The sequence below is a fragment of the Methylobacterium sp. Leaf399 genome (genome assembly GCF_001424525.1).
Lineage (GTDB): Bacteria > Pseudomonadota > Alphaproteobacteria > Rhizobiales > Beijerinckiaceae > Methylobacterium.
Genome location: NZ_LMQK01000002.1, coordinates 63,052 through 86,865 on the forward strand (window position 1 = coordinate 63,052; position 23,814 = coordinate 86,865).

The 23,814-nt window shown below is 68.6% G+C and carries 16 protein-coding genes and 1 tRNA gene; 4 read left to right on the forward strand and 13 right to left on the reverse strand.

Annotated elements, in window-relative coordinates; translation table 11 throughout:
* Positions 1-50 precede the first annotated feature (50 nt).
* From fliQ to cckA, 4 genes are all read left to right on the forward strand, one after another.
* Positions 51-317: a flagellar biosynthesis protein FliQ gene (fliQ, locus tag ASG40_RS04680; protein ID WP_055881501.1), complete on the forward strand. Its 267-nt coding sequence runs from the start codon at positions 51-53 to the stop codon at positions 315-317.
* A gap of 30 nt (positions 318-347) precedes the next feature.
* Positions 348-1,112, forward strand: coding sequence for a flagellar biosynthetic protein FliR (gene fliR / locus ASG40_RS04685; RefSeq protein WP_055881503.1), 765 nt, complete (start codon positions 348-350; stop codon positions 1,110-1,112).
* A 44-nt stretch (positions 1,113-1,156) separates the two neighbouring features.
* A complete protein-coding gene (flhB, locus tag ASG40_RS04690; RefSeq protein WP_055881516.1) occupies positions 1,157-2,224 on the forward strand; it encodes a flagellar biosynthesis protein FlhB in 1,068 nt (355 codons plus the stop codon).
* Between the two features lie 150 nt (positions 2,225-2,374).
* Entirely contained in the window at positions 2,375-5,077 is a 2,703-nt protein-coding gene (cckA, locus tag ASG40_RS04695) for a cell cycle histidine kinase CckA (RefSeq protein WP_055881519.1), read from the forward strand.
* Between the two features lie 18 nt (positions 5,078-5,095).
* On the opposite strand, the gene ASG40_RS04700 is transcribed toward cckA, so the two are convergent.
* The 13 genes from ASG40_RS04700 to ASG40_RS04760 form a co-directional block, all read right to left on the reverse strand.
* A tRNA-Leu gene (locus tag ASG40_RS04700) sits at positions 5,096-5,181 on the reverse strand.
* A 337-nt stretch (positions 5,182-5,518) separates the two neighbouring features.
* Entirely contained in the window at positions 5,519-9,727 is a 4,209-nt protein-coding gene (gene rpoC / locus ASG40_RS04705) for a DNA-directed RNA polymerase subunit beta' (RefSeq protein WP_055881522.1), read from the reverse strand.
* A gap of 180 nt (positions 9,728-9,907) precedes the next feature.
* Positions 9,908-14,032, reverse strand: coding sequence for a DNA-directed RNA polymerase subunit beta (gene rpoB, locus ASG40_RS04710; protein ID WP_055881526.1), 4,125 nt, complete (start codon positions 14,030-14,032; stop codon positions 9,908-9,910).
* Between the two features lie 251 nt (positions 14,033-14,283).
* Positions 14,284-14,658, reverse strand: a complete 375-nt coding sequence (gene rplL, locus ASG40_RS04715) for a 50S ribosomal protein L7/L12 (RefSeq protein ID WP_055881528.1) — start codon at positions 14,656-14,658, stop codon at positions 14,284-14,286.
* 63 nt (positions 14,659-14,721) lie between these two features.
* Positions 14,722-15,240 (reverse strand): 50S ribosomal protein L10, encoded by a 519-nt coding sequence (gene rplJ, locus ASG40_RS04720; protein WP_055881531.1) that lies wholly within the window; start codon positions 15,238-15,240, stop codon positions 14,722-14,724.
* Between the two features lie 530 nt (positions 15,241-15,770).
* Positions 15,771-17,396 carry a B12-binding domain-containing radical SAM protein gene (locus ASG40_RS04725; RefSeq protein ID WP_055881534.1) on the reverse strand — a complete coding sequence of 542 codons (1,626 nt, stop codon included), beginning with the start codon at positions 17,394-17,396 and terminating at the stop codon, positions 15,771-15,773.
* Between the two features lie 160 nt (positions 17,397-17,556).
* Entirely contained in the window at positions 17,557-18,498 is a 942-nt protein-coding gene (locus ASG40_RS04730) for a lipid A biosynthesis lauroyl acyltransferase (protein WP_055881537.1), read from the reverse strand.
* Positions 18,499-18,576: 78 nt separating this feature from the next.
* Positions 18,577-19,599 (reverse strand): zinc-binding dehydrogenase, encoded by a 1,023-nt coding sequence (locus ASG40_RS04735; RefSeq protein ID WP_055881540.1) that lies wholly within the window; start codon positions 19,597-19,599, stop codon positions 18,577-18,579.
* 110 nt (positions 19,600-19,709) lie between these two features.
* Positions 19,710-19,988, reverse strand: a complete 279-nt coding sequence (locus ASG40_RS04740; protein WP_055881543.1) for an SH3 domain-containing protein — start codon at positions 19,986-19,988, stop codon at positions 19,710-19,712.
* A gap of 8 nt (positions 19,989-19,996) precedes the next feature.
* Complete coding sequence (locus ASG40_RS04745; RefSeq protein WP_055881547.1) at positions 19,997-20,755, reverse strand: SDR family NAD(P)-dependent oxidoreductase; 759 nt, start codon at positions 20,753-20,755, stop codon at positions 19,997-19,999.
* Entirely contained in the window at positions 20,752-22,047 is a 1,296-nt protein-coding gene (locus tag ASG40_RS04750; protein WP_055881789.1) for a beta-ketoacyl-ACP synthase, read from the reverse strand. The genes ASG40_RS04745 and ASG40_RS04750 overlap by 4 nt, the downstream gene beginning before the upstream one ends.
* Before the next feature lie 154 nt (positions 22,048-22,201).
* Positions 22,202-23,347 (reverse strand): beta-ketoacyl-ACP synthase, encoded by a 1,146-nt coding sequence (locus ASG40_RS04755; protein ID WP_055881549.1) that lies wholly within the window; start codon positions 23,345-23,347, stop codon positions 22,202-22,204.
* Complete coding sequence (locus ASG40_RS04760) at positions 23,344-23,811, reverse strand: 3-hydroxyacyl-ACP dehydratase FabZ family protein (RefSeq protein WP_055881553.1); 468 nt, start codon at positions 23,809-23,811, stop codon at positions 23,344-23,346. Before ASG40_RS04760 ends, ASG40_RS04755 begins: the two co-directional genes overlap by 4 nt.
* Positions 23,812-23,814: the final 3 nt, after the last annotated feature.

Below are 23,814 nucleotides of genomic sequence, written 5' to 3' on the forward strand. Positions count from 1 at the left end.
GCGCGCTCACCGCTCCTCTTTTCGCACATGACAACCGAGTTGCCCCCACCATGACCGGCCTCGCCATCCTCGACGTCGCGCGCGACGGGATCTTCGTCTTCCTCAAGGTGGCGGGGCCGCTGATGATCGTCGCCCTCGTGGTCGGCCTCGTTGTCTCGCTGCTGCAGGCCCTCACCCAGATCCAGGAACAGACCCTCATCTACGTGCCCAAGATCGTCGCGGTCTTCGCCGCCCTCCTCCTGATGCTGCCGTTCATGGGCGATGCGCTCGCCGGCTACATGACCCGCATCGCCGCCCGCATCGTCTCGGGCCAGTGAGCGCGGCATCGGCCGTGCTATGGGAAGGGCATGAATCTCCTCCTGCCCGGCATCGCGGCGGCCTATCTGCTCGTGTTCGCACGGGTGGGTACGCTGATGATGCTGATGCCGGGCCTGGGCGAGAACATGGTCTCGCCGCGCCTGCGCCTGGCCTTCGCGCTCCTCGTGAGCCTGATCCTGTTTCCCATGGCGCGCCCGCTCCTGCCCACGGAGGGCGGGGCGCTGGCCGGTACCGGGCTGATTACCCTGCTCATCGGCGAGCTGCTGATCGGGCTGATGCTCGGGCTGACGGTGCGGATGGTGCTGGCCGCCCTGCAGACGGCGGGCCTGATCGTGTCGCAGCAGCTCGGGTTGTCCTACGCGATGACGGTGGACCCGACGCAGGGCGGGCAGCAGGCCGCGCTCGGCAACTTCCTGCAGCTGCTCGGCATCACCCTGATCCTGGCGACCGACCTGCATCACGTCGCCCTCGACGCGGTAGCGCGCAGCTACACGCTGCTACCCCCCGTGGGCGTGCCGGGAATGGGCGAGGCCGCCCAGCTCGCCCTGAAGGCGGTGGCCCGCGGCTTCAGCCTCGCGGTGCAGATCGCGGCGCCCTTCATCGCCTTCGGCATCCTGTTCAACTTCGGCCTCGGCATCCTGTCGCGGTTGATGCCGCAGATGCAGGTGTTCTTCGTGGCGGTGCCGGCCTCGGTGCTGATCGGGATGCTGGTGCTGTTCGGCAGCCTCGGCGTGATGATGGGCGTCTTCCTCGACGACATCGGCCGCTACCTCGGCGACCTCACCGGGCGCTGATGCCCGCCGGAGATCTGACCCGACCTGGGCAGGGAGCCTGAGCCGTGGCCGAGGGCGCAGAACAGGAAGACAAGACCGAAGAGCCGACCCCGCGACGCATCGAGAAGGCGATCGAACAGGGCAACGTGCCCAACAGCCCCGAGATCGGCACGTTCTTCATCCTGTCCGCCTTCACCCTCGTCATGCTGCTGGCCGCCGGCCCGATCGCGCATGCGATGCTGGTGTCGATGCGCGGCTTCCTCATGAACGCCCACGCCGTGCCCTCGGACGCGCACGCCTACGAGGCGATGGGTATCCGCGGGCTGCTCATCTGCGCCCAGGCCCTGGCGGTCCCGGTGGCGGTGATCGTGGTGGCCGGGCTGGCGGCGGGGTTCGCCCAGCATCCGCCGGTGTTCAGCACCGAGGCGGTCGGCCTGAAGTTCGAGCGGATCTCGCCGATGTCGGGTGCCAAGCGCATCTTCGGGATGGAGGCCATGGTGCAGTTCCTCAAGGGGCTCGCCAAGCTCTCGACGGTGGGCATCGTCGCCGGGCTGATCCTGTGGGGCGAGCGCGACCGGTTCGAGCTCTTCGTCAGGCTCGATCCCACCGCGACGCTCCAGGCGATCCTGTCGATGACCCTCAAGCTCCTCGCCGGGGTGCTGTCGATCTACGTCGCCATCACCCTGGCCGACGCGCTCTACCAGCGCCATCGCTGGCGCAAGCGCCTGATGATGTCGAAGGAGGAGATCAAGCAGGAGCACAAGGAGAGCGAAGGCAGCCCCGAGGTGAAGGGCCGCATGCGCCAGATCCGAGCCCAGCGGGTGAAGAAGCGCATGATGGCAGCGGTGCCGCAGGCCACCGTGGTCGTCACCAACCCGACCCACTACGCCGTGGCCCTGCGTTACGAGGCCGGCATGGCCGCGCCCATCTGCGTCGCCAAGGGCGTCGACAGCCTGGCGCTGCGCATCCGCGCCATCGCCGCCGAGAACGGCGTGCCGGTGCTGGAGAACCCGCCGCTCGCCCGCGCGCTGCACGCCACCGTCGAGATCGACGACGAGATCCCGGCCGAGCACTACCGCGCGGTGGCCGAGGTGATCGGCTTCGTCATGCGCCTCAGGCGCCGGGCCGCATGAGGGTTGCCGCGCCGCGGGGCAGGCCCGCCCGCGGTGCGCGATTATGCACTTTCTTTCGCGAGACTTTTCCGCACCTTGGCGCGGATACCCCTTGCCGTCGCCGCGGCCGGGGCGCTAACCGATGCCTGCGGTCGATTGGGTTGACACCGGATGTCTGAGTTGAGTGGGCCAACGCCGCCGCCGTCGAGTTCCATCGACCGCTCGGAACGGCCGGGCCGGGTCGGCCTGCTCCTGGTCCTGGCCGGCGTGCTGGTGGGCGCCTCCGTCGGTTTGTCCTTCGTGGCCAACGACCAGGCCCAGCCGCTGATCCTCGGCCTCCTGGCGCTGCTGGCCATGGCGGGGGTGTTCTTCCTGTTCGCCCTGGCCATCGGCGCGATCCAGTTCAGCGGCCAGCCCGGGCGCGACGACATCACCAAGGGCATCGTCGACGCCGCGCCCGAGGGCGTCATCGTCGTGGAGGACGGCGGCCGGATCATCTACGCCAACGAGACCTACCTGCGGATCGCGGGCGGCGACACCTTCAGCAACCTGCGCCCGGTGGAGCGGGTCTTCGTCGGCTCGCCGGAGGTTTCCGAGGCGATCTATCGCCTCGCGCAGGGCGCCCGCGACGGGCGCAGCCACGTGGAGGAGATCCGCCTGTCGCCGCCGCCGGAGACCGCCACCGGCCGCAGCTTCGCGTGGTTCCGCATCGGCGTGAGGCCCCTGGAACGGCCGCGCCGCCCCGCCGCGCTCTGGATGGTGAGCGACATCACCCATGAGCGCGAGCGCCAGGAGAACGTCTTCCAGGAACTCCAGCACGCCATCGACTACCTCGACCACGCGCCCGCGGGCTTCCTGTCGATCGATCCGGCCGGCTCCATCGTCTACATGAACGCCACCCTGGCCTCCTGGCTCGGGTACGACCTCGCCACGGTCGGCTCCGGCGGGCTGCGCCTGTCCGAGATCGCGCCGGGGGCCGACATCCTGGTGGCGGCCGCCGGCCTTCCCGGCGAGGTCCGCACCGACCGCTTCGACATGGACCTGCGCCGGCGCAACGGGCATCCCCTGCCTGCCCGGCTCTACCACCGCGTGGCCTTCGGCCAGGACGCCAAGCCCGGCCCGTCCCGCACCTTCGTCCTCAACCGCTCGGCGGGGGCGGAGAGCGACGAGCCGCAGCGGGCGGCCGAGGTAAGGCTCGCCCGCTTCCTCAACAGCAGCCCCATCGCCATCGCCACCCTCGACGGCACCGGCCGCATCGCCCGGGCCAACGCCTCCTTCGCCCGCCTGTTCGGGGGCATGCCGCGCCAGGCGCCAGACGATCTCGCCGAGTCGAGCGACCCGACGATCTGGGAATCCCTGGCCGAGCGCGACCGGCCGATGCTCGAAGGGGCGCTGGCCAAGGCGGTGAGCGGTCTGGCCGAGGTGGTGCCGATCGAGGTCACCGTCGCCGGCACCGGCAACCGCTCGGCCCGGGTCTGGCTGAGCCCGGCCGGCGGCGAGGCCGCGACCGCCGCCGATCCGGGCCGCGAGCGCGACCCGGCGGAGGAACGCGCCGCCGCGCAATCCGAGCGCGAGCGCGTGATCCTCTACGCCCTCGACACCACCGCCCAGCGCCAGCTCGAACAGCAGGTCGCCCAGACCCAGAAGATGGACACCGTCGGCCAGCTCGCCGGCGGCATCGCGCACGACTTCAACAACGTCCTCCAGGCCATCATCGGCTATTCCGACCTGCTGCTCGCGAGCCACAGGCCGACCGATCCGGCCTTCCAGGACATCATGCAGATCAAGCAGAACGCCAACCGGGCGGCGAGCCTCGTGCGGCAGCTCCTGGCGTTTTCGCGTCGGCAGACCCTGCGGCCCGAGGTGATGAACGTCGGCGAGGCCCTCTCCGACCTGACGCTCCTCCTCAAGCGCCTGCTCGGCGAGCGGGTCGACCTCGACCTCAAGCACGGGCGCGACGTCTGGCCGATCAAGGCCGACGTCAACCAGTTCGAGCAGGTCATCGTGAATCTCGCCGTGAACGCGCGCGACGCGATGCCCGAGGGCGGGCGCCTGCGGATCCGCACCGCCAACGTCGTCCACAGCGACGCGGAGGCCGGCGAGGGCCGCACCGGCGCCCCGTCGGGCGACCACGTCCTGATCGAGGTGCTCGACACCGGCGAGGGCATCCCCCCGGACGTGATGGACAAGATCTTCGAGCCGTTCTTCACGACCAAGGAGATCGGCAAGGGCACCGGCCTGGGCCTCTCGACGGTGTTCGGCATCGTCAAGCAGAGCGGCGGCACCATCGACGTGCAGTCGAAGGTCGGCGAAGGCACCGCCTTCCGGATCTACTTCCCGCGCCACGAGCCGGCGGCCGAGCCGGTCGTCGAGATCGCCCCGCCCCTGACCCGCTCCCTCGACCTGCCTGCGCCGTCGACCGGCGATTCCTCCGCGGCGGCCAAGGGCAGGACCGGCACGGACGGCCAGGGGGCGCCCGCGCGAAAACCGTCGACCGACCACACCGGTCAGGGCACCATCCTGCTGGTGGAGGACGAGGACCCCGTGCGCGCGGTGAACATGCGCGCGCTCTCGGCCCGCGGCTACACCGTGCTCGAGGCCGCCTCCGGCCTCGACGCCCTGCGCATCATCGCCGACGAGACCCAGGAGATCGACCTCGTGGTCTCGGACGTGGTGATGCCCGAGATGGACGGTCCGACCCTGCTGCGCCAGCTGCGCAAGCATCGGCCCGACCTCAAGGTGATCTTCGTCTCGGGCTATGCCGAGGACGCCTTCCGCAAGAACCTGCCCGAGGGCGAGACCTTCAACTTCCTGCCCAAACCCTTCAGCCTGAAGCAGCTGGTGGAGACGGTGAAGGAGATCATCGCCCGCTGAGGCGGCGGTGAAGGGTCGTGGTGGCCGCTGTGGGAGTCGAACCCACACGGGCATGGCCCGAGGCATTTTAAGTGCCTTCCGTCTACCAGTTTCGGCAAGCGGCCCTGTCACACCGGTCCCGTCATAGCGCATGGACCCGGGCGAGGACAACGCGAGCGTGGCCGTGCCGACCGGGGTTTGCGCGATCGACGCCCCGAGCTCGGCAAGGCGTCCGATAGGCCGATCGCGGCCCCGGATTTCAGCGCGCGTTCTCCCCTGCCCTGCGCGATGAGCACGGCGCCCGCGACCCGGCGGTGGTTCGACCCGGTCCCTCGATCCGTCGCGAGACGCTCCACTCCGGATTGGTGACCAGCGAGCCGACGCACAAAAGCGCACGGGTCCACGAAAAAGGGGCCGCCTTTCGGCGACCCCTTCTGCGTTTCGATGGTTCTGCGGTCGGTTCTATTCGGCCGCCGAAGGCAGCTCGTCGAGCGTGCGGGCGCCGCTCTCCGAGGCCTTCTGCTGCAGGATCAGGGTGTCGCGGCGACGGGCGACGGCCCGGATGTCGGCCGCCATGGATCCGGTTCCGGCGGGGATCAGCGACCCGACGATGACGTTTTCTTTGAGGCCTTCGAGGTAGTCGATCTTGCCGTTGACCGCCGCCTCGGTGAGGACGCGGGTGGTCTCCTGGAACGAGGCCGCCGAGATGAACGACTTCGTCTGAAGGCTCGCCTTGGTGATGCCGAGCAGCACCGGCACGCCCACCACCGGCTTCTTGCCCTCGGCGAGAAGCTTCTCGTTGATGTCGGCCAGTTCCGTCCGGTCGATCTGGTCGCCCGTCAGGATCTCGGAATCGCCGCCGTCGGTGATCTCCACCTTCTGCAGCATCTGCCGGACGATCACCTCGATGTGCTTGTCGTTGATGGACACGCCCTGGAGCCGGTAGACCTCCTGGATCTCGTTGACGAGGTAGGCCGCGAGCTCCTCCACGCCCTTGATCGCCAGGATGTCGTGCGGCGCCGGGTTGCCGTCGACGATGTAGTCGCCGAGTTCCACCACGTCCCCGTCCTGCAGGTGGATGTGCTTGCCCTTGGGGATCAGGTACTCGACCGCATCCGAACCGTCGTGCGGGGTCAGCGTCAGGCGACGCTTGTTCTTGTAGTCGCGCCCGAACTGGATCGTCCCGGATTTCTCCGCGATGATCGCCGCGTCCTTCGGCCGGCGTGCCTCGAACAGCTCCGCCACCCGCGGCAGACCGCCGGTGATGTCGCGGGTCTTGGCCGAGTCGGTGGAGACGCGGGCGAGGATGTCGCCGGCCTTCACCGAGGCTCCCGGATCGTAACCGATGATGGCGTCCACCGGCAGGAAGTACCGCGCGTCCGAGCCGCGCGGCAGCTTCATCGGCTTGCCGTCCTTGTCGAGCACCAGCATCGCCGGCTTGAGGTCGGCGGTGCGGGCGGTGCCGCGCCAATCGATGACGACGCGCTTGGCGATGCCGGTCGATTCGTCGGTGGTCTCGGTGATCGACTGGCCGTCGATCAGGTCCTCGTAGGCCACCACGCCGTCGGTCTCGGTGATGATCGGACGGGTGTAGGGGTCCCATTCGGCGATACGCTGGCCGCGCTTGACCTGATCGCCCTCGTCGACGCGCAGGCGCGCGCCGTACTGCAGGCGGTGGACCGCCCGCTCCGAACCATCCGTACCGACGATGACGACGGCGACGTTACGGCCGGTGGCGATGAGGTCGCCGTCGGTGTTGCGGGCGAGCGCCCGGTTGCGGATCTTGATCGTGCCTTCGAAGCTCGACTCGATGAAGGACGAATCCGCGATCTGCGCCGCGCCGCCGATGTGGAAGGTGCGCATCGTGAGCTGGGTGCCCGGCTCGCCGATGGACTGCGCCGCGATGACGCCGACCGCCTCGCCCATGTTGACGGGCGTGCCGCGGGCGAGATCGCGCCCGTAGCAGGTGGCGCAGACGCCGCTCTTGGTGGCGCAGACCAGCACCGAGCGGATCTTCACCTCCTGGATGCCGGCGGCCTGGATCGCCGGCAGATGCTTCTCCTCGATCGTCTCGTTGGTCTTGACGATGACGGTGCCGTCCTGGGCGACCAGGTCCTCGGCCGTGGCACGACCGAGGATACGGATCGAAAGCGGGGCCACGACCTGGCCGGCATCGACGATGGCGCGCATCTTGATGCCGTTGGAGGTGCCGCAATCGACCTCGCGAATGACCGCGTCCTGCGCCACGTCGACGAGACGGCGGGTGAGGTAGCCGGAGTTGGCGGTCTTCAACGCCGTGTCCGCGAGGCCCTTACGGGCACCGTGGGTGGAGTTGAAGTACTCGAGCACGTCGAGGCCTTCCTTGAAGTTCGAGATGATCGGCGTCTCGATGATCTCGCCCGAGGGCTTGGCCATGAGGCCACGCATGGCGGCGAGCTGCTTCATCTGCGCCGGCGAACCGCGGGCACCGGAATGGCTCATCATGTAGATCGAGTTGATCTGCTTGTCGGCGCCGTTCTCGTCCTTCTGCACGGTCGAGATGCGCAGCATCATCTCGGCGGCGAGCTTGTCCGAGCACTTCGCCCAGGCGTCGACGACCTTGTTGTACTTTTCGCCCTGGGTGATCAGGCCGTCGTTGTACTGCTGCTCGTAGTCCTTCACGAGCGCGCGGGTGTCGTCGACGATGGGCCACTTATTGTCGGGCACCACCATGTCGTCCTTGCCGAACGAGATGCCGGCCTTGAACGCGTGGTTGAAGCCCAGCGCCATGATGCGATCGCAGAAGATCACCGACTCCTTCTGACCGCAGTGGCGGTAGACGGTGTCGATCATCGCCGAGATCTCCTTCTTGGTCATCAGCTTGTTGACGACGTCGAAGGGCACGTTCTTGTGCAGCGGCAGGGCACCCGAGAGGATCACGCGGCCCGGAGTGGTATCGTAGGTCTTGGTCAGCGGCTCGCCGTCGGGGCCGATGCCCTTCCAGCGCCACTTGATCTTGGAGTGCAGCTTGACGGCGCCCGCAGCCAGCGCGTGCTCCAGCTCGCCGACGTTGCCGTAGACGCCCTGCATCGGGTTCTTCGGGTTGTCGGCGTTGAACGCGCCGACCAACCCCTCGCCGACGATCGACAGGTAGTAGAGGCCGAGCACGATGTCCTGCGAGGGCACGATGATCGGCTGGCCGTTGGCCGGGTGCAGGATGTTGTTGGTCGACATCATCAGCACGCGCGCTTCCAGCTGAGCCTCGAGGCTCAGGGGAACGTGCACGGCCATCTGATCACCGTCGAAGTCGGCGTTGAAGGCGGCGCAGACCAGCGGGTGCAGCTGGATCGCCTTGCCCTCGATGAGCTTGGGCTCGAACGCCTGGATGCCGAGGCGGTGGAGCGTCGGCGCACGGTTGAGCATCACCGGGTGCTCGCGGATGACCTCGTCGAGGATATCCCAGACTTCCGGCTTCTCCTTCTCGACGAGCTTTTTGGCCTGCTTGACGGTGGCCGAGAAACCCTTGGCGTCGAGGCGCGCGTAGATGAACGGCTTGAACAGCTCCAGCGCCATCTTCTTGGGCAGGCCGCACTGGTGCAGTTTCAGCTCCGGGCCCACCACGATGACCGACCGGCCGGAGTAGTCGACGCGCTTGCCGAGCAGGTTCTGGCGGAACCGGCCCTGCTTGCCCTTCAGCATGTCGGCGAGCGACTTCAGCGGACGCTTGTTGGCACCCGTGATGACGCGGCCGCGGCGGCCGTTGTCGAACAGCGCGTCGACCGCCTCCTGAAGCATGCGCTTCTCGTTGCGGATGATGATGTCGGGCGCGCGCAGCTCGATCAGCCGCTTGAGGCGGTTGTTGCGGTTGATGACGCGGCGGTAGAGATCGTTGAGATCGGACGTGGCGAAGCGGCCGCCGTCGAGCGGGACGAGCGGGCGCAGGTCCGGCGGGATCACCGGCACCACGGTGAGGATCATCCACTCGGGCTTGTTGCCCGACATCTGGAAGGCCTCGATGATCTTCAGGCGCTTGAGGAGCTTCTTGGGCTTGAGCTCCGACGTCGTCGTCGCGATCTCCTCGCGCAGGCTGTTGGCGATGCCGTCGAGGTCGAGTTCCTGCAGGATGCGGCGGATGGCTTCCGCGCCGATCATCGCCGTGAACGAATCCTCGCCGTACTCCTCCTGGGCGCGCAGGTACTCCTCCTCGGACAGGAGCTGACGCTCCTTCAGGGGGGTGAGGCCGGGCTCGATGGTGACGTAGGACTCGAAGTAGAGGATGCGCTCGAGATCCTTGAGCGCCATGTCGAGCAGCAGGCCGATGCGCGAGGGCAGCGACTTCAGGAACCAGATGTGGGCGACGGGGGCGGCGAGCTCGATGTGGCCCATGCGGTCGCGCCGCACGCGCGCGAGGGTGACCTCGACGCCGCACTTCTCGCAGATGACGCCCTTGTACTTCATGCGCTTGTACTTGCCGCACAAGCACTCGTAATCCTTGATCGGTCCAAAGATGCGCGCGCAGAACAGACCGTCACGCTCGGGCTTGAACGTGCGGTAGTTGATCGTCTCGGGCTTCTTGATCTCGCCGAAGGACCACGACAGAATCTTCTCAGGCGACGAGATCGAGATCTTGATCTGGTCGAAGCTCTGAGGCTGAGACTGCTGGTTGAAAAGATTCATGACCTCTTGGTTCATGGATCAACTCCTGCTGACGGGGCGCGCCCTCCGCCGAGGGGCTACCGCGTGCTGAAAACTCAAGGTCGGCGCCGCGACTGCCTCAGTCGCCGCTGGCCGTCGTCCATCCGAGAGGCGCTTCCCCTCCCCGCTCGCACCGCGCCGACCCGTCTGGCCGGCGCGGGAGCGTCTGGTGTCGTACTACTCGGCCGCCTCGGCGGGCGGCTCGAGCTGGTCGTTGGCGCTCTTCTTGGTGGAGGTGAGCTCCACGTTGAGGCCGAGCGAGCGCATCTCCTTGACGAGCACGTTGAACGACTCGGGAATGCCCGCCTCGAAGGTGTCGTCGCCGCGCACGATCGCCTCATAGACCTTGGTGCGGCCGGCGACGTCGTCCGACTTCACCGTCAGCATCTCCTGCAGCGTGTAGGCGGCACCGTAGGCCTCCAGCGCCCAGACCTCCATCTCGCCGAAGCGCTGGCCACCGAACTGCGCCTTTCCGCCCAGCGGCTGCTGGGTGACGAGGGAGTACGGCCCGATCGACCGGGCGTGGATCTTGTCGTCCACGAGGTGGTGCAGCTTCAGCATGTAGATGTAGCCCATCGTCACCTTGCGGTCGAAGGGCTCGCCGGTGCGGCCGTCGTAGAGGGTCGACTGGGCCGACCGGTCGAGACCGGCCATCTCCAGCATCGTCTCAATGTCGGCTTCCTTGGCACCGTTGAACACCGGGGTGGCCATCGGCACGCCGCGGCGCACGTTGTTGGCGGCCTCCGCCATGTCCTCGTCCGACAAGCCCTCCAGCTCCGACGGCGAGTAGATCGCCTGCATCTCCGCCTTGAGGGGCGCGATGTCGTTGGAGCGCAGGTAGGCGTCCACCGCGAGCCCGACCTTGCGGCCGAGGCCGGCGGCGGCCCAGCCGAGGTGGGTCTCGAGGATCTGGCCGACGTTCATGCGCGAGGGCACGCCCAGCGGGTTCAGCACGATGTCGGCATGGGTCCCGTCCTCGAGGAACGGCATGTCCTCGATCGGCACGATCCGCGACACGACACCCTTGTTGCCGTGACGGCCGGCCATCTTGTCGCCCGGCTGGATCTTGCGCTTCACCGCCACGAAGACCTTGACCATCTTCATGACGCCGGGGGGCAGCTCGTCGCCGCGCTGCAGCTTCTCGACCTTGTCGAGGAAGCGCTGCTCGAGGCGCTTCTTCGACTCGTCGTACTGCTTCTGCATCGCTTCCATCTCGGTCATGAGACGGTCGTCGACCACGGCGAACTGCCACCACTGCGAGCGGGGATACTCGTTGAGGATCTCCCGCGACAGCGTGGTCTCCTTCTTGAACCCCTTCGGACCGGCGATCGGCGCCTGGCCGATCAGCACGCCGGCGAGGCGCGCGTAGGTGTTGCGGTCGAGGATCGCCTGCTCGTCGTCGCGATCCTTGGCCAGGCGCTCGATCTCCTCGCGCTCGATCGCCTGGGCGCGCTCGTCCTTGTCGACGCCGTGCCGGTTGAACACCCGCACCTCGACGATGGTGCCGGTCACGCCCGGGGGAACCCGCAGCGAGGTGTCGCGCACGTCCGACGCCTTCTCGCCGAAGATGGCGCGAAGGAGCTTCTCCTCCGGCGTCATCGGGCTTTCGCCCTTCGGGGTGATCTTGCCGCACAGGATGTCGCCCGCGTGGACCTCGGCGCCGATGTAGACGATGCCGGCCTCGTCGAGGTTCTTGAGCGCCTCTTCCGAGACGTTCGGGATGTCGCGGGTGATCTCTTCCGGACCGAGCTTGGTGTCCCGAGCCATCACCTCGAATTCCTCGATGTGGATCGAGGTGAACACGTCATCCTTCACGATCCGCTCGGAGAGCAGGATCGAGTCCTCGAAGTTGTAGCCGTTCCACGGCATGAACGCGACGAGCACGTTGCGGCCGAGCGCGAGTTCACCGAACTCCGTCGAGGGACCGTCGGCGATGATCTCGCCCTTCTTGACGGTCTCGCCGACGCGCACCAGCGGCTTCTGCGTGATGCAGGTCGACTGGTTGGAGCGCTGGAACTTCTGCAGGCGATAGATGTCGACGCCGGGCTTGGTGGCGTCGGCCTCTTCCGTGGCGCGGATGACGATACGGGTGGCATCGACCTGGTCGATGATGCCCGAGCGCCGCGCCGCGATGGCCGCACCCGAGTCGCGGGCGACGACGGCTTCCATGCCGGTGCCGACGAAAGGCGCGTCGGCGCGGACCAGCGGCACCGCCTGGCGCTGCATGTTCGAGCCCATCAGCGCGCGGTTGGCGTCGTCGTTCTCGAGGAACGGGATCAGCGCCGCCGCCACCGAGACGAGCTGCTTGGGGGACACGTCCATCAGGTCGACGCGGTCGGGGGCGACGACGATGACGTCGCCGGCCCGGCGGCAGACCACGAGCTCTTCGATGAGCTTGAAGTTCTCATCCATCTGGGCGTTGGCCTGGGCGACGAAGTACTTCGCCTCCTCCATGGCCGAGAGGTAGGACACCTCGGTGGTGACGACCCCGTCCTTGACCCGGCGGAACGGCGTCTCGATGAAGCCGTACTTGTTCACCCGCGCGAAGGTGGCGAGCGAGTTGATCAGGCCGATGTTGGGGCCTTCCGGCGTCTCGATCGGGCAGATGCGGCCGTAGTGGGTCGGGTGCACGTCGCGCACCTCGAAGCCGGCACGCTCACGGGTGAGACCGCCGGGGCCGAGCGCCGAGAGGCGACGCTTGTGCGTCACTTCCGAGAGCGGATTGGTCTGGTCCATGAACTGCGACAGCTGCGACGAGCCGAAGAACTCGCGCACCGCGGCCGCCGCGGGCTTGGCGTTGATGAGGTCCTGCGGCATCACCGTGTCGATATCGACCGAGGACATCCGCTCCTTGATGGCGCGCTCCATGCGCAGCAGGCCGAGGCGGTACTGGTTTTCCATGAGCTCGCCGACGGAGCGCACGCGGCGGTTGCCGAGGTGGTCGATGTCGTCGATCTCGCCCTTGCCGTCGCGCAGGTCCACCAGCGCCTTGACGACGGCGAGCATGTCCTCGCGGCGCAGCGTGCGCACGGTGTCCTCGGCGTCGAGGTCGAGGCGCATGTTCATCTTCACGCGGCCGACCGCGGAGAGGTCGTAGCGCTCGGAATCGAAGAACAGCGAGTGGAACATCGCCTCGGCCGTATCCAGCGTCGGCGGCTCGCCCGGGCGCATGACCCGGTAGATGTCGAACAGCGCGCCCTCGCGGGACGAGTTCTTGTCCACGGCCAGCGTGTTGCGGATGTAGGGACCGACGTTGACGTGGTCGATGTCGAGCAGCGGCAGTTCGGTGATGCCGACCTCTTCCAGGCTCTTGAGGAGCTTGTCGGAAATCTCGTCGCCGGCCTCGGCCCAGATCTCGCCGGTCTTGGGGTTGACGAGATCCTCGGCGATGTATTGGCCGATCAGGTCCTCGTCGGTGGCCTTGAGGAAGTTGACGCCGCGCTCGGCGATCTGCCGGGCGTTGCGGGCGTTCAGCTTCTTGCCGGCTTCGAGCACGACTTCGCCGGACTCGGCGTCGACGAGGTCGACCGAGGCCTTGAAGCCCTTCAGGCGCTCGGCGTCGTAGGGCACGCGCCAGTCGGCGCCGTCGCGATCGTAGATCACGCGGTTGTAGAAGGTCGACAGGATCTCTTCGCCGTCGAGGCCGAGCGCGAACAGCAGCGAGGTCACCGGCAGCTTGCGCTTCCGGTCGATGCGCACGTGGACGATGTCCTTGGCGTCGAACTCGACGTCGAGCCAGGAGCCGCGATAGGGGATGATGCGCGCCGCGAACAGCAGCTTGCCCGACGAGTGGGTCTTGCCCTTGTCGTGATCGAAGAACACGCCGGGCGACCGGTGCATCTGCGAGACGATGACGCGCTCGGTGCCGTTGACGATGAAGGTGCCGTTCTCCGTCATCAGGGGCATGTCGCCCATGTAGACGTCCTGCTCCTTGATGTCCTTGACGGACTTGGCGCCGGTGTCGGGATCCACATCGAACACGATGAGGCGCAACGTGACCTTGAGCGGGGCCGCGAAGGTGATGCCGCGCTGACGGCACTCGTCGACGTCGTATTTCGGCTGTTCGAAGGTGTACTTGACGAATTCGAGCAGGGCCGTGGCCGAGAAGTCCGAGATCGGGAAGACCGACTTGAAGACGGTCTGCAGGCCCTCGTCGCCGCGGCCGCCCTCCGGCTCGTCCATCATCAGGAACTGGTCGTAGGATGCCTTCTGAACCTCGATGAGGTTCGGCATCTCGGCCACTTCCTTGATCTTTCCGAAGAACTTCCGAATGCGCTTGCGACCGACCAGCGTATTGGCCATGTGTGACCTCGCTCCACCATCTCAGCGTGCCGGGTGCCCGGGGAAAGCCATGTGCCTCCCGCAACCAGGCGATGGACCCGTCCCGCCGGACGACGACCCACCCGAATTGATCTCGCCGAACCTGGCCTCAGGTTCGCCGGCCGCCGGAAGCGGCCTTAGCCCGCGGGTGTGAACCCGCGGGCCTCGGTGTCCGGCCGGCCCTCGAGGGACCGGCCGGAGGTATCGGGCCCGATGCGGCCCGACACGGAGTGTTACTTGAGCTCGACCTTGGCGCCGGCCTTCTCGAGCTGCGCCTTGATCTTCTCGGCCTCGTCCTTGGTCACGGACTCCTTGACGGCCTTGGGAGCCGCCTCGACCAGATCCTTGGCTTCCTTCAGGCCGAGGCCGGTGATCGCGCGGACCTCCTTGATGACCTCGATCTTCTTGTCGCCGGCGGCGGCGAGCATGACCGTGAACTCGGTCTGCTCCTCGACGGCGGCAGCCGGGCCGGCAGCCGGGCCGGCGGCGACGGCGACGGCGGCAGCGGCCGAGACGCCCCACTTCTCTTCGAGCATCTTGGCGAGGTCGGCGGCCTCGAGGACGGTGAGCGACGACAGGTCGTCGACGAGCTTGGCGAGATCAGCCATGGTTCGGTTCCTTGGTAAAGATCGGTTTGAACGGATCGGTTTGACGATGAAGGACCGCGCGGCTCAGGCCGCTTCGTCCTTGGTGGCATAGGCCCCGAACACGCGGGCGAGCTTGGCCGCCGGCGCATTGACGACCTGTGCGATCTTGGTCGCGGGAGCCTGGACGAGGCCCACGATCTTGGCGCGCAGTTCGTCGAGGGACGGGAGCGAGGCGAGCGCCTTCACACCATCCGGGTTCAGGGCGGTCGTTCCCATGGCGCCGCCGAGGATCACGAGCTTGTCGTTACCCTTGGCGAAATCCACCGCCACCTTGGCGGCCGCGACCGGATCGCTCGAATAGGCGAGCAGGGTCGGGCCCTTCAGGAGGGGCTTGATGGAGGCGACGTCCGTGCCATCGAGAGCGATGTTGGCGATGCGGTTCTTGGTGACCTTCACGGTGGCACCGGCGAGCTTCATCTGCGTGCGCAGCTTCTGCATCTCGGCGACCGTGAGGCCTTTGTAGTGGGCCACGACGACGACGGACGTGTTCGCGAACACGCCGTTGAGCGTCGAGACGAGATCAGCTTTGGCTGTCCTGTCCACTGGGGCTCTCTCCGGTTGGCGGAACCCCCTCGAGGAGGGTCCGCCGGTTGCACATGCCGCCCGGGACGGAACTCGGCTCAAAAAGAAGCCGGAACGTCCTGGACGACGCTTCACGGCCCTGTCCCCTGACGCCCCCGTAAACGGTGGACGACACGGGCGAGATGGTTCAAACCGATGCCCCACGACGCTGCGCGATGCAGCGAAGCGAGGGTGTTGAAGTCGGTCTTCCCCGTCTGTGCAGGCTTGGCGGATTAAGCCGGTGACCCGGCGCCTGCAGTCTCGGACAGGACATAGCCGGAGGAAGTTCCGAAGCGCTTGGCGCCCCTCGAAACCCTCCGGCCATCATTGCCCGGTCGCCCGGACGATGTCTCTCCGGGAAGGCGACCTGACGGTCGGTTCCCGGTTGGTGTCTGAAAACGTTGAGAGGCGTCTATAAGGCCTCGCATGTCGCGTGCCAAGGGCTGCGATGCGATAATTGCGTCGCAGGCTACGATTTGCCTTGACGCCTCTGCGTCTTCCGCATGCGCCGTTCAGGTCGGGAGGAAGCGGCGGGCGGCGCGCCACCACGGCTCGCGCTCGGTGCGCGGCTGGTCGGCCTTGGCCGCGTAGAACGATGCGTTGTGCTCGCCCCGCAGCGCCTCGCGCGTGAACCGGATCAGGTGGTGGGCGACGAAGCCCATGTTGAACACCGCCTCGATCTGGCCGCGCTTCAGGGCGTGGCCGGCCGCCCGCCAGAACACCCGACGGTAGTCCGACAGCAGCCCGACCCGCACCGCGATATTGAAGCCGAGGATGAGCCCGCGCCGCAGGTTCGTGCGGGTGAGCTTGCCCTTGGTCGGTGTCTTGATCCGGTTCGGATAGGTCACCTCGACCTGGTGACGGAACCGCTCGAACAGATGGGCGGGCTCGTAGGCGTGGGCGATGGCCCGGCGCCAGCTCGCCACCACGTCGTCGTGCGGCCGCTTGAACAGGACGTTGGACTCGAGCGACGCATCGTGGACGAGGCGACCCTCGCGGGTCAGCCGGTCCCACAGCGGGGTCTTGGGCAGGGCCTGGAGCAGGTTCATCGTCAGCACCGGCACCGCCGACTTGTCGATGAAGTCGATCAGCTTCTGCTCCGAGCCGTCGCTGTCGGTGTCGAGGCCGAGGATGATGCCGGAGGTCACCTCGAGGCCGAAGCTGTTGAGGGTCTCGATCGCCTCGTACATCGGCACGGCGGCGTTGTGCTTCTTGTCGATGCCCGCCAGCGCCTCCTCTTCCGGCGTCTCGATGCCGACGAAGACGGTCATGAAGTTGGCCTGCCGCATCAATTCCAGGATGTCGGGCTGCTTGGCCATGTTCAGCGTCGCCTCGCAGGCGAACTGGAGCGGGAAGTGGTTCTTCTTCTGCCACGCCACCAGGTGGGGCAGCATGTCCTTGGTCGCCTTGCGGTTGCCGATGAAGTTGTCGTCGACGAAATACACCACCGCGGGATGGCCGGGCTGGGAGATGATCGCGTCGAGCTCGGCGCACATCTGCTCGGGCGTCTTCAGGCGCGGCTGGCGTCCGTAGAGCTGCGGGATGTCGCAGAACTCGCAGCGATAGGGGCAGCCCGACGAGAACTGCAGCGAGCCGATCAGGTAGCGCTTGAGCGGGGCGGCCTCGTAGGCGGGCGAGGGAAAGTCGGAGAGCGGCAGGCGCTCCTTGGTCTCCAGCCGCACCTGTGCGGCCGGGATCGAGACGTCCGCGTCGAGGATCTCCACGAGTTGGTCGGTGGCGTCACCGATCTCGCCCACGTGCAGGTAGTCGAACTCGGGGTACTCCTCCGGCGCGCCGGACACCGAGGGGCCGCCGAGCACCGTCACCCGGCCGGCCGCATGGGCGCGGGCGTAGATGTCGCGGATCTGCGGCGCCTGGATGTGCATGCCCGACACGAACACCGCGTCGGCCCAGGCGAAATCGTCCGGCCCGGCCCGCTTGATGTTCTCGTCGACGAACCGGCACTCCCACGCCTCGGGCATGTAGGCCGCGATCAGCAGGAGCCCCTGGGGCGGCATGAACGCCTTCACGCCACCCATGAGGGGATAGGCGTGGGCGAAAGTCCCGAAGGACGGTGTGTAGGCGGGAAAGACGCAGAGGATGCGTCGGCGGGAGGTGACCGGGAGGTTGCATCGCATGCGCGCTGTCTAGCACAGCCCGAGCCGGAATCGTCCCCCCGCTTTCGCGTCGGATGCGTCGTTTTTTGTCGCTGCCCGCCGGCCGCGACGGCGCCGGGTCTGGGGCGGCCTCGTCTCCGGGCCCCGCCCGCATGGAAACCGGCGTCGGCGTCCGCCGCGATCAGGCCTTCGGCTTGGGCAGCATGTTCGGCCGCCAGCGCCGATGCATCCACAGCCATTGGCCGGGGTTCTCGCGCACCCACTCCTCGACCACCCGGGTCATCGCCTGGGTGGCGCCCTGGACGTCGATGGCGCCGGTGGCGTCGCGGGGCAGGTCGAGGGGCGGCGTCAGTTCGAGCTTGAAGCGCACGCCCGGTCGCCGGACGACGCGCACCCCGTGGACCGGGCATTCGTAATGCCGGGCGAGCTTGGCCAGGAGCGGGTTGGCCAGCACCGGCCGGCCGAAGAACTCGACGACCACGCCGCGGGTGAAATGCTGGTCGATGAGCTGGCCGAGGTGGCCTCCGCGCTCGACCACGCCCCGCATCGCGAACACCGATCCCTGCCCCGAGGCGGCGAGCCCGCCCATGGTCTCGCGGCGGATCTCCTGCACCAGCCGGGCGCTGGCGGCGTCGTTGGGCGGCCGGAAGATCGCGGTGGCGTCGAGGCCGTATTTCGCCGCGCAGATCGCCGGCAGTTCCCAGTTGGCGAGATGGGCGGAGAAGATCAGGCCGGGCTTGCCGTCCTCGCGCAGGGCGTCGAAATGCGTCTCGCCTTCGACCTCCATGCGCTGGCTCGCCGGATCGGCCGGGTCGACGTCGAACAGCGTGTGCAGATGGGCGTATTCGGCGGCCGTGCGCCCGAGGTTGTCCCAGGCGTCGCGGGCGATGGCGCGGATGGCGGCCTCGTCGCGGTCGGGGAAGGCCGCGCGCAGGTTGTCGAGGGCGATGCGATGCGAGGGCAGCCACGGGCCGACGGTGCGGGTGAGCGCGCCTCCGATCCGGCTCGCGCGTTCCGTCCCGAGTGCGCGCGCCAGCAGGAACAGCCCCCGCACGAGGGGGATCATCGCCAGCCCGGCGAGGCGCGGCAGGTGGCGGTTCAGGAGCAGGGCGAGGCGGAGCAAGGCGAACTCGTGTTGCGGGCGGCAGCCGGTCCGGGCCCGCTTAAAGGCAATCGGCCGTCTCGCCCACCCCGGGCAGGGCTACAGCGTCACCAGGATCTTGCCGAACACCTTTCGCGATTCCAGCCGTTCCAGGCCCGTCCCGAACTGGCTGAGCGGCAGCACCGTGTCCACCACGGGCGTCAGGCCCTCGGCCATCTTGGCGAGCGCATCGCGGATGTTGGCCATCGAGCAGCCGAACGAACCGGTGATGCGGTACTGCTGCTGGAACAGCTGCATCAGGTTCATGGTGGTGGAGACACCGGAGGTCGAGCCGCAGGTGACGAGGCGCCCGCCGCGCTTGAGGCAGAGCAGCGATCCGTTCCAGGTCTCGGGCCCGACATGCTCGAACACCACGTCGACGCCCTTGCGCTTGGTCAGCCGGCGAACCTCGCCCTCGAACCGCTCGGTGCGGTAGTTGATGACGTGGTCGGCGCCCAGCGCCGCCGCCTTCTCGCCTTTGGCGTCGTCGCCCACGGTGGTGAAGACCGTGCAGCCGATGGCCTTGGCCATCTTGATGGCGGCGGTGCCGATGCCCGATCCCCCGGCATGGACCAGGATGCTCTCGCCGGGCTCCAGCTTGGCGTTGTCGAACAGCATGTGCTGCACGGTGCCGAAGGCGATGGGCGCACAGGCCGCATCGGTGAAGCTCACCCCGTGCGGCACCTTGACGACGAGGCGCTCGGGCATCGTCACCCACTCGCGGGCAAAGCCGTCGAGGTGGAAGCCCATCACGCCGGAGACGTCCTCGCAGAGGTTGTCGCGACCCTGGGAGCAGGCCTTGCAGCGTCCGCACGTCCGCGCGCCGTACATCACGACGCGGTCGCCGGGCGCGAAGTCCGTCACGCTTTCGCCGATCGTGACGATCTCGCCGGAGGCCTCGGCTCCGACGGTGAGCGGCAGCTTGCGCTTGGCGAAGGCCATGCCGCGAAAGCCCCAGACGTCGATGAAGTTGAGCCCCACCGCCCGCACCCGGATGCGGACCTCGCCGGGGCCGGGCGCGGCCGGTGGCTCGACGTCGCTCACGCGCAGGTCGCGGTCGCCGAAGAGTTGAAGGGCTTGCATGACGATCCGTCGTTGTGTGTTCGCACGGTAGGCCCCGCCCCCGCATAAGGGGGGAGGAAGGCACGTCGAGCGATGTCAGTACGCAGCCGCTCCCGCCGCATCAACCCGCCCTACTCCGGCGCCAGGTACCGCCGCCGTGCCCAACCGAGGATCGGGCCGGCCTTGACCCGGCACCAGGTCAGCCCGCTCGGCGTGTCCGCCGTGCAACCGAACCCGCGCAGACGCGCGCCCAGGGGCGCCCGGCCGAGGGCCGGCGCTTCGGCGTCCGGCGTTTCGCGGATGCTGAGGGTGTCGCCCGGAGCCAGGCCGTCGACGCGGAACGCATCCTGGGCGAGGGTCGGGCTCGCCCACGACAGGGCGGCCACGAGGATCACGACGCGACGGTCCATGCTCGGCCTCAGGTCCGGTGGACGCCCATCATCGCGGTGAGGCCGCCGTCCACCGGCAGCACCGCCCCGGTGATATAGGAGGCCTCTTGCCCCATCAGGAAGGCCGCCAGCGCCGCGACCTCCTCGGGTCGCGCGAAGCGCCCGGCCGGAATCTGACGTTCCATCCCGTCGCGGTGGGCGGCGTAGGGCGCCATCATGCCGGTGTCGATGAAGCCCGGCGCGATCACGTTGACGGTGACCCCGCGCTTGGCGGTCTCGATCGCCAGCGTCCGGCAATAGGCGACGAGCGCGCCCTTGGTGGCGGCATAGGCGGCGTTGCCCGGGTTGGCCCTGAGTGCGGCCACCGAGCCGATGGCGACGATGCGCCCCGAGCGCGCCCGGATCATGCCGCGCACCAGCGCCTTGGCCAGCCGGGTCAGGGACCAGAAGTTCACCTGCATGGCGGCCTCGGCCCTGTCCTGCGCCATCATCGCGGCGAGCACGTCGTAGGATTGGCCGGCGTTGTGGACGAGGCCGTGGAAACCCTCACCCTCCATCGCCTCGCAGAAGGCGTCGAGGGCGGCGGTATCGGCCAGATCGAGGGCATGGGCCCGCACCTGCCGGTCCGGATGGGCGATGCGCATCGCCTCCACCAGGGCGGCGGCCGCATCGACCGACGAGCGATAGGTGAAGTCGACGTCGTGGCCCGCGGCCGTCAGGCGGCGCACGATGGCGGCGCCGAGGCCCGAGCCGCCGCCGGTGACGAGGATGCGCTGCGCCTCGCTCATGCCGGCTCGCCCGCGAGCACGAGACAGGTGTTCTGGCCGCCGAAGCCGAAGGAGTTCGACAGCACCCGCGAGACCGCCATGTCCCGCGTGGTCGCCACCACGTCGAGGGGGATGGCGGGGTCGGGCAGCGCGTAGTTGATGGTCGGCGGGATGCGGCCGTGCTGGATCGTGAGCAGCGAGACCACCGCCTCGATGGCGCCGGCCGCGGTGAGGGTGTGGCCGATCATCGACTTGTTGGAGGAGATCGGCAGGTCGCGCATGCGCTCGCCGAACACCGCCATGCAGCCCATGGCCTCCATCTTGTCGTTCTCCGGCGTCGAGGTGCCGTGTGCGTTGATGGTGTCGATGGCGTCGGGCATCGTGCCGGCGTCGTCGAGGGCGGCGCGGATCGCGGCGATGATCGGGGCGCCGTCCGGGCTCGACCGGGTGCGGTGGAAGCCGTCGCCCTTCTCGCCGCAGCCGAGCACGTAGCCGAGGATTTTTGCGCCGCGTGCCCGGGCGGCTTCGGCGTCCTCCAGCACCAGCGCCGCTGCGCCCTCCCCCATCACGAAGCCGTCGCGGTTCTTCGAGAACGGCTTCGAGGCGGCCGAGGGCGTGTCGTTCTGCGTCGACAGCGCGGAGAGCAGCGAGAACCGGATCAGCGATTCCGGGTTCACCGATCCATCGGTGCCGATGCAGAGCGCGGCGGCCGTCTCGCCGCGGCGGATCGCCTCGACGCCGAGCTGGATCGCGGTGGCGCCGGACGAACAGGCGGTGGAGAGCGAGATCGGCGAGCCCCTGGTGCCGAAGCGGTCGGCGATCCGGTCGGCCACCGTGCCGAAGATGAAGAGGTCGTGCCACTCGTCGAAGCGGCGGCTCGCGGCGGCCCGCTGCAGGTCGGTGTAGGTGATGGGGCCGGCCTGACCGGAGGCCACGGCGAGGGCGTGGCGCTGCGGCCATTCCATCTCGACGGGGGGCACCGCGATGAACAGGGCCCCGGGAAAATCGCCCTTGGCACCGATCCCGGACTGGGACACCGCTTCCTCGGCGGCCACCTCGGCGAAGCGCTGCGACAGCGCCGGCGCCACCAACGGATCGGTGTCGAGGCAATCCACGGTCCCGGCGATGCGGGTGCGCAGGCCGTCGGTGGCGAAACGGCCGATGGTGCGGATGCCCGAGCGCCCGGCGGTGAGCGCCGCCCAGGTGTCGGCCTGCCCCTGGCCGACCGAGGTGACGAGGCCGAGCCCGGTGACCGCCACCAGCGGCCGGCCCTTCGCATCGCGGGAAGAGAGACGGGAAGAAGGATGAGTCATCGCGCCGTACAAGAGCTGTCGGATTCACGCATCTCGAGACCTATCGTCTGAAGGGAGGCACGTCGCCGCTCCCCGCTTGCGCCTCCCGTGGTCGTCCTCGATCGTGGATGTCTCACTCGGCCGCCACGAGGAAGAGAACACACCGCCGTATCGTTCACGCCGCGCTGACCCGGATCACGCCCTCGCCGCGCCGGTGGCCCACCACCGTCACCGCCACCTCCCGCGCCTGCCCCCGTGCCACCAGGGCCGTGGCCAGGGCTGTGCCGAAGGGCCCCGTGACTTCGAGCGAATGGCCGCTGACGTCGCCGAGCGCCGTGACAGGGGCCCCCGGTGCCAGGTCCGACAGGGCCGCGCCCTCCTCGGCCGTGATGGTTGCCACGCCGGTGGCGCCCGAGATCACCGCATCGGGGCGCGTCACGCCCGCGTCCCGCCACAGCGCCGACAGGCTCGCACCCACGCTGCCGGGCACCCGGCGCGGGCGGTCGCTGGCCACCGAGGAGAGGCGCGCCAGCGCGGTCGCGCCGCGCGCCGCCGCCGCCTCTTCCGCCTCCAGGACGAGGAAGGCCGCCGCGCTGCCCAGGATGAAGCCGCCCTCCCCGTCGCCGGATCGGGAGAACACGGGGCTGTGGTCGGCCCGGCGCAGGTAGCCGCCGAGCTCGTGGACCACCATCACGTCCGGCCGTTCGGCGCTGTAGGAGCCGCCCACCAGCATGGCCTCGACCTGCCCCGAAGCGATGCGGGCGGCCGCGATACGCAGCGCGTCGACGCCGCAGGGTTCCTCGCCCATGAAGGTGCGCGAGGCGCCGGTGACGCCGTGGACGATGGCGATATTGCCGGCGAGCAGGTTCGAGAGCTGGGCCAGGAACAGGGTCGGGCGCAGGTCGTTCAGCAGGCGCTCGTTGAGATAGGCGCCCGGATCGGGCGCGTCGCGCAGGCCGGTGAGGATCGCCCCGTCGACGGCGGTGTCGCGCTCGCCGCCGCCGCAGGCGACCACGAGATGCAGGGCGCCCTTGAAGGTCGAATCGTCCTTCACCCCCGCCGAATCGAGGGCGAGGCCGGCGGCATAGACGCCGAGCCGCTGCCACGGCTCCATCTGGCGCTGGTCGGACTTCTTGGGGATCTGCCCGTCGAGTGCCAGGGGCGCCACCGGATGGACGGTGTAGGGCGCGAAGGTGGCGGTGTCGGTGCGTGCCGGACGGCCGGTGCCGAGGGCGGCCAGATGCGCGTCGATGCCCTCCCCGGCGCAGGACACGAGGCCGATGCCGGTGACGACGACCTCGCGTCGCGCCGGTCCGCTCATGCGAACGGCTCGAAGGCCACGAGGCCGATCGCCTCGGCGCGCTCGCGCATCGGCGCGGCCAGCGCCTCCGGGAATGGCATGGTGCGGAAGCGCAACTCGGCGTCGGCCAAGAGCTTGGCGCCGTTGCGGATCGTCGCCTTGGTCACGGCATAGCCGGACCCGTCGTGCTCGAGGCTCGCCTCAACGGTGAGCGTCGTCTCCGGGCCGACGAAGCCGCGAAACCGCGCCTTCTCCACCGACATCAGGAACGGCATCAGCGTGAAGTTCAGCCGCGCCAGCAGGAGGTAGCCGGAGGCCTGGGCCATGGTCTCCGTCAGGAGCACGCCCGGCACCAGCGGATGCCCGGGGAAATGCCCCTCGAACACCGGGCTCTCGCGCGGGACCTCGGCCAGCGCCGTGATCCGGCCGGCCTCGCGGTCCAGGCTCACGACCCTGTCGATCATCTCGAAATACTCGAGGCGCATGAA

Coding starts and splice junctions, on each gene's coding strand:
- fliQ (WP_055881501.1), top strand. CDS start 51: ATGACCGGCCTCGCCATCCTCGACGTCGCGCGCGACGGGATCTTCGTC.
- fliR (WP_055881503.1), top strand. CDS start 348: ATGAATCTCCTCCTGCCCGGCATCGCGGCGGCCTATCTGCTCGTGTTC.
- cckA (WP_055881519.1), top strand. CDS start 2,375: ATGTCTGAGTTGAGTGGGCCAACGCCGCCGCCGTCGAGTTCCATCGAC.
- rpoC (WP_055881522.1), bottom strand. CDS start 9,727: ATGAACCAAGAGGTCATGAATCTTTTCAACCAGCAGTCTCAGCCTCAG.
- rpoB (WP_055881526.1), bottom strand. CDS start 14,032: ATGGCCAATACGCTGGTCGGTCGCAAGCGCATTCGGAAGTTCTTCGGA.
- rplL (WP_055881528.1), bottom strand. CDS start 14,658: ATGGCTGATCTCGCCAAGCTCGTCGACGACCTGTCGTCGCTCACCGTC.
- ASG40_RS04725 (WP_055881534.1), bottom strand. CDS start 17,396: ATGCGATGCAACCTCCCGGTCACCTCCCGCCGACGCATCCTCTGCGTC.
- ASG40_RS04735 (WP_055881540.1), bottom strand. CDS start 19,599: ATGCAAGCCCTTCAACTCTTCGGCGACCGCGACCTGCGCGTGAGCGAC.
- ASG40_RS04740 (WP_055881543.1), bottom strand. CDS start 19,988: ATGGACCGTCGCGTCGTGATCCTCGTGGCCGCCCTGTCGTGGGCGAGC.
- ASG40_RS04745 (WP_055881547.1), bottom strand. CDS start 20,755: ATGAGCGAGGCGCAGCGCATCCTCGTCACCGGCGGCGGCTCGGGCCTC.
- ASG40_RS04750 (WP_055881789.1), bottom strand. CDS start 22,047: ATGACTCATCCTTCTTCCCGTCTCTCTTCCCGCGATGCGAAGGGCCGG.
- ASG40_RS04755 (WP_055881549.1), bottom strand. CDS start 23,347: ATGAGCGGACCGGCGCGACGCGAGGTCGTCGTCACCGGCATCGGCCTC.
- ASG40_RS04760 (WP_055881553.1), bottom strand. CDS start 23,811: ATGCGCCTCGAGTATTTCGAGATGATCGACAGGGTCGTGAGCCTGGAC.